The following is a 6,261-nucleotide window of genomic DNA, read 5'->3' as shown; positions in this document are numbered from 1 at the left end:
ATCCCACAGTTCTGTATTCAAAAGCTTAAGCTGGCTGAACTAAGCTCGTCTGAGCAGGAGTCTAGTCAGCTACAGAAGACTATAATTCGGGCAGTCACGTATGCGTCAAATGATGCATAACTGCTTGGGCTGTTTTCTCTCTGAATTTGAACTGTTTCTCTCTATAACTGCCTCTAAGGCCTTTACCAGCAAATCAGTAGCATCATCCCAACTGTAGCTAGTTGCCTGTTGATAGGCAAGTTCAGACATGGCTAGCCATTCTTGTTCGGGCAGCCTACAAATATCTACGATTGCCTTTGCCATAGCATCGGGGTTGTCGGGTTCCACTAAAATTCCTCCACCTTGGCTTAGCATTTCTGAGCCAACACCTGCAGGTGTGCCAATTACTGGTGTTCGACAGGCCATCGCTTCTACGATCGGCAACCCAAAGCCTTCTGAGCGACTAGGAAAGAGCCAAGCATCGCACTGAGCATAGAGAGTATGTAACTCATGTTGCCCTGGGCGTAGTGAAAAACTAACCTGCCTAGGTGGTAAGCCTTGCAACGGCATCTGTTCTAAGCCAAATGATACCAGTCGCAAGTTAGGAATTTTACTGGCTGCAATTTTGAATGCCTGTAACCCGACATCACATCCTTTCCAGTGGTTTGAGGAATAAACCATGCCCACGGTTGGTATAGATTGTTTTCCACGGGGAGCAGCATAAAACTGACCAAATTCCACGCTATTAGGTATGTGATAAACATTGTTATCGTTATACTCTATACGGGCAATGTCAGCTAACCACTTAGAAACAGTGATTTTAGCCAGTGGCAGCCGCCATGTAGCCTTTACCCGTTCTTTTGGCAGATAATCAAAAATCTCGTAGTGTTGAATCAAGTAAGCCTTTGCTCCCTTTGCAGGAGAAAGCTTCATAACCCACTCAGCGGTTTCCCACCAAGTTGCTATAACTACATCTGCATCAGGAACATCAGCATCAGTCACTGAGCGATTGCGATCAATGATGTGGTGGGGAACATCAACATAATCCAAGTGAGACAGTGGTCTTTTGGGAACTGATAAAATCCCTTGCCCTCGGAGTAAGGACTTTAACTGTTGCTTTAAAGTTGGGCGTGCATGGGGTACAGACACTACCGTCACATCATGTCCGCGCTGCTTTAGTCGTTCTGCATAGGTGGCAATAACCCGTACACCCCCCTCTAAGCCCGCTTGAGCTAATACAAAAGTGATTTTCATGACGTAGCCTCTTCCAAGTGACAATTTTTGCATCTACCCAACGTCCCCTATTGGGGATTACGGTGCGTTACTATCAGACGTTACAGGTTTGACGGTTTTGTGTTGGCATTAGTTCGCTTTAAGATCAGGGCAATAACATTTCTCCATGCGGCTAGATTTTGAGGATGTAGCCATAGGGCGTGTAGACCAGTAACCACTGCTTTAAGTTTCCTACCGCTAGCATGTTCTTGCCACGATCGACCAAACAATAGACCTTGAATGTGCTTGTTAGCATTCAAAACAATCTGGCTACGAGGTGCTGTAGGTGGACAACCCTGCTGTAAGTCGTCACTGCCTCTGTCTCGTCGCTGATGGCAAAATGTGCGGGCGATCGTGTCAAAAAATTCTCGCTCACCGCTATTCATCGTATGAGTGAGTGAGGTGCGGTGTAAGCGGTAGTGATAGCGTACAAGAGGTTGATACCAGACTCGACAAACTTCAGCAATGCGTAATTGCAGGTCAATATCTTCACCTGATCGAAAGTAAGTACGGAAGCCACCGATTGCTTTCAATACATCCGCGTTAATAGCATAAGTGCCCAAATGGGTACGGGTTACACCATTGTGTAGCTCACGGGTAATCTCCGATGGTTCATCGCCGCAGCTCATAGTGAGAACTAGCTTTCCCCTGGGATCGACCATAGCAAAATTGCCACAAACAGCACCAAACTCTGGATGGCTTGATAACCACTCAACTTGGTCACTGATGCGTCCAGAGGGATATAGGTCGTCAGCATCGCAGCGCATTATAATTCTGCCTTGTGCTACAGACAAAGCCATATTTAAGGCTGTTGCTATACCATGATGCTTGCTATACAAAACATGAACCCGATCGTCGCCTAGTCGATTAACCTGCTCAATCGACAGATCAGTTGAGCCATCATCTACGACAATCACCTCTATAGGAGTCGTTTGTTCTGTCAACAGTGATGTCAAGGCAACCGCCACAAATTTTTCTGCATTGTAGACAGGCATCAGAATACTAACCAGAGGCTTGGGCATGGGACTAGGAACACACGAATAGCTACAAAGCAAGAAACACAAGCTCGAAAATGCATCAGCAAGTAGCACTCACGATCAGAAGGAACAATGTGGAAGTTGCGGGAAATCACCTCGTACTAGCAAGTTACGGCTAGCTGAACAGGGTTTCACTTACTATGCCCAAGGCTCTACAAGCTGTAAACACTGTCTAGAGAGTAAATTACAGAACTTAAGCTGAGCTTTTGAATTCTGATTAGTCTTTGCTTGAAAGGCAGAATCTTGGCGCTAACAGTTCAATCTACAAATCACGGTAGACTCATCAACATAGCTCCGCAACAACCTTAGCAACTGTAGCTGTCAAAAAAGTAAGAATCGATTTATAGCAAACAGCCCACTAGAGCACGCTAAACACCTTCTGTACCAGATCATTAAGATATGTGACAATAAGGCATATAACGTTGCCACTTCCACCCTAGATTCCTTTTTCCGCGTCGAAAGAGAGCGTTGAACGTAAGATGAGGTCGAGGGATGAGAACTGACTGGCAAGGGTTATACAGTCCTGACACTGCTTACTTTTACAATCAAGTCGTTACGCAGACAGCTATAAGCCTGACTTACGATAATAGATAGAGATTAGGATTGCAATGCAATTGACATCAAATGCAACAGACATTAGTTGACATAAACCTAATAATTACGCTTCCGTGTGAGTAATACTGCTTCTCTAGAGGTCAGCTCTACAGTCCTCATTTCCTCACTCCAAGCTATCTAGAGCACCATTATGGGGGATTGGGTACGAAGCGTGTCCGCTAGTGTTCGTTGGTAAAACTAGCGGCTAAGCGGCATAGTCAACATAGCGTTTATGTGGCTCAGTTAAGGGAAGGCTCTCCGTAGCCTGTAGAGCTAGGCTGCGCCCATATATTCATGACTACGAATGTCTTGTGCCATTTCTCCACGATGTCTTGCCAAGGGTTAATGATCTATCTCTCTGGCATTAAGATACAAGGGTTGGAGCAAGAGCAACTGTTGCAACTTGAATTGAAATGACTATTAAGTTCTTGGTTGACTAACAATTTTTTAAGTTGGGTTGAACGACGTGAAACCAAACGCTAGCCTGTGGTCTACTACGAACTAGTGGGTTATGTTGCTGGCCTTTGGAGAATTAGTATTAAATAGTTTGTATTTGCCACACGCTACTTGCTCACAGGATTATCCTAGTTATTTTTAATTCTTAAGATTAGTTAAGGTTGGTTAAGAGTGGTAATTAAAGTTGGCAAAGTTGACATTATTCCAAAGAGTTAGTAGGCTCTCGCTTGGGGAATGGTTTGACGATCGCACAAATTAATAGTTTCCAGCCTTCTAGGTTGAAGGGATTGATGGTGATTGCCCGCAGACCATAGAGAATAGCAGTGCTCCGTTGTCGGCTATTAAACGCCCACCAGCCATACCTTAGAGTGAAGAATAGTCGAGAGGCGCGATCGGTACCCGGTCGCCAGCGATCGGAGGCTTCAAAGTTGCCTACTATACCTCGGCGCTGCCATGCCTGTTCACAAGCTTCTCGTGCCCGCTGCCGTTGGTGCATAGTGTTTTGTTCACTGACAGATTTCATGTGCAGGCGATAGCGCAACACTGGCTCTGGCAAGTTGGCAAGCTGTCCTAGTTCACCCAGACGCAGCCATAGGTCTAAATCTTCTGCAGGCATCATGGCTTCGTTGTAGCCACCAATAGCTATGATTGTTGACCGGCGGATCATAGCGCAGGGATGACAAATGCTGCCATGGCCTGCTAGGGCTAAGCGCTGAATCTCCTCGTTTGACTCTGGTAGTTTGAGTGTAGTCAGTAGTCGCCCTTGGGCATCGATAATATCGTGAGAGCCGCCAACACAGACTACTTCAGGATGCTGTCGGAGAAATGCCACCTGACGCTGGAAACGATCGGGCAATGCCACATCATCGGCATCCATGCGGGCAATGAATTCCCCTTTGGCTAACCTTAGCATTTCATTCAGGGCAATGACATAGCCTGTATTTGGACGGCTAGTCAGGTGGATGCGATCGTCCTGCGCGGCATAATGACGCAGAATCTTGAGGGAGCGGTCGGTGGAGCCATCATCCACAATCAGAAACTCAAAGTCTGCAAAGGTTTGCGTCAGGATACTCTCTACTGCCTGGGCGACGTAGCGATCGGCATTGTAGACAGGCATAATCACAGAAATTGTTGGTGATTTACTCATGGAGATGGGGAAGGAGGTAGGGGTTTCGCGATCGCACAAGCTAACAGCTTCCAGCCTTCAGGATCTAGGGGATTGGTAGCGATGGCCCGCAACCCATAGTGGCGGGCTGTGTCTCGGTGGCGACTGTTGAAGCCCCACCAGCCATATTTCAGCATAAACTCATGGCGAGAACCGGGATCACCAGTGGGTCGCCAACCACAGACCTTTGTTGCCTGAAACCGATGGGTGATGCCCCGTCGTTCCCATGCTCGATCAAAGGCAGTCTGCACTTCGTGGAGAACTTTATCCTGGTTGCGATCGCAGATGGAATCAGGATGAATCCGGTACTGGACTACTGGTTGGGCTAGGTTGGCCAGTTCACCAACTTCACTCAGCTTCAGCCATAGATCTAGATCATGGGCAGTGGATAGCGTTTCATCGTAGCCCCCCACAAGCTGGATGGCTGATTTGCGGATCATGGCTCCTGGATGGAGAAAACTGGTGTGCCCCTCTATGAGCAGTTGTTGAATCTCTGCATTAGTGGTCGGCATTCCAATGCAGGTCAGGTAACGGTTTTTGTGATCAATTAGCTCAAAGGCACCACCTACCCATACGACAGCGGGATGGGCTTGGAGAAACGCCACCTGGGCTGCAAGGCGATCGGGTAAGGCCACATCATCTGAGTCCATGACGGCAATTAGCTCACCCTGGGCTAGGGCCAACAACTGATTACGGGTTTTGGGAATGCCGCGATTTTCTCGATGAATCAGTCGAATGCGGGGATCACGGGCAGCGTAGGCATCAAGCATCTGGGGAGTGCGATCAGTCGAGCCATCGTCGATGATGACAAACTCAAAGTCGTTGTAGGTTTGGTTAAGGATGCTCTCTACAGCTTGGGCAATGTAGCGTTCTGAGTTATAGACCGACATCAGCACCGACACTAACGGGAGATGACCCATAGCAACTCCGGAAATCACTCTACATACCAGTCCTTGTTCCAATCAGCAGGAAAGTCAAAATATCCCGACCAAAAAGCAACTGCTTCCCTTATTCACAGATTGCCCTTGATGGATTCAATCTGCACATATATAGCTTTCTTCATAGCCACTATGCCTTCAGTGTTAACTTGGCTTGGGTAGCGGCTTAATGAGGGCACAAATCAACAATTTCCAGCTATCCAACTTGTGCGGCATGGCTACCACTGCCCGCCAACCGTAGACGATCGCTGCCCAGCGTTGACCGGTATTAAAAAACCGCCAACCGTAGTGCAGCAGGTATTGTTGGCGAGAGGAACGATCAATGGGTCGCCAAGGCTGAGTAATCTCAAAAGTGCCCGCTATTCCCCGCCGTTGCCATGCCCGCTCACAGGCCAGCCGCCGATAGGCAATATCCTGTCGTTGCTTAGCACCACTAATGGAACGATCGTGCTGGCGATAACTCAATACAACATCCGGCAAATTCTCTAGCTTGCCCAGTTCACCTAGCTTCAAGAACAAGTCTAAATCTTCTGCTTGGGCAAAAGATTCGTCGTACCCACCGACGTGTAGCACAGCTTGGCGACGCATCATGGCAGAGGGGTGGTTAATGCAGGTGCGCCCCTTTAGCAACCAATCTTGAATATTTGCATCTCCCTGGGGTTCAATCTGGGTGACGAGCAACCGTCCAGCTTCGTCAATCCAGTTGTTCGCTCCGCCTACACACACCACATCAGGATGTTGGCGCAGAAATGCTACTTGACGAGCGAGACGATCGGGCATCGCCACATCATCGGAGTCCATTACAGCAATGAATTCACCC

General features: G+C 47.9%; 5 protein-coding genes. All 5 read right to left on the bottom strand.

Annotated elements, in window-relative coordinates:
* Window positions 1-105 precede the first annotated feature (105 nt).
* Window positions 106-1,233 (bottom strand): glycosyltransferase family 4 protein, encoded by a 1,128-nt coding sequence (locus NZ772_11815; GenBank protein MCS6814233.1) that lies wholly within the window; start codon window positions 1,231-1,233, stop codon window positions 106-108.
* Window positions 1,234-1,313: 80 nt separating this feature from the next.
* The gene (locus NZ772_11810; protein ID MCS6814232.1) at window positions 1,314-2,273 is read right to left on the bottom strand and encodes a glycosyltransferase family 2 protein; all 960 of its coding nucleotides are present in this window, start codon (window positions 2,271-2,273) and stop codon (window positions 1,314-1,316) included.
* A gap of 1,264 nt (window positions 2,274-3,537) precedes the next feature.
* Window positions 3,538-4,485, bottom strand: a complete 948-nt coding sequence (locus tag NZ772_11805; protein MCS6814231.1) for a glycosyltransferase — start codon at window positions 4,483-4,485, stop codon at window positions 3,538-3,540.
* Complete coding sequence (locus NZ772_11800; protein ID MCS6814230.1) at window positions 4,482-5,423, bottom strand: glycosyltransferase; 942 nt, start codon at window positions 5,421-5,423, stop codon at window positions 4,482-4,484. Before NZ772_11800 ends, NZ772_11805 begins: the two co-directional genes overlap by 4 nt.
* A 162-nt stretch (window positions 5,424-5,585) precedes the next feature.
* Window positions 5,586-6,261, bottom strand: a 676-nt coding sequence (locus NZ772_11795) for a glycosyltransferase (GenBank protein ID MCS6814229.1), incomplete at its 5' end; no start/stop codon positions are given.

The sequence above is a fragment of the Cyanobacteriota bacterium genome (genome assembly GCA_025054735.1).
Classification (GTDB): domain Bacteria; phylum Cyanobacteriota; class Cyanobacteriia; order SKYG9; family SKYG9; genus SKYG9.
This window is presented reverse-complemented; position numbering and strand designations above follow the sequence as displayed.

Bases quoted from the DNA above. Each gene is read 5' to 3' on its own strand.
- NZ772_11815 (MCS6814233.1), bottom strand. From the start codon at position 1,233: ATGAAAATCACTTTTGTATTAGCTCAAGCGGGCTTAGAGGGGGGTGTA.
- NZ772_11810 (MCS6814232.1), bottom strand. From the start codon at position 2,273: ATGCCCAAGCCTCTGGTTAGTATTCTGATGCCTGTCTACAATGCAGAA.
- NZ772_11805 (MCS6814231.1), bottom strand. From the start codon at position 4,485: ATGAGTAAATCACCAACAATTTCTGTGATTATGCCTGTCTACAATGCC.
- NZ772_11800 (MCS6814230.1), bottom strand. From the start codon at position 5,423: ATGGGTCATCTCCCGTTAGTGTCGGTGCTGATGTCGGTCTATAACTCA.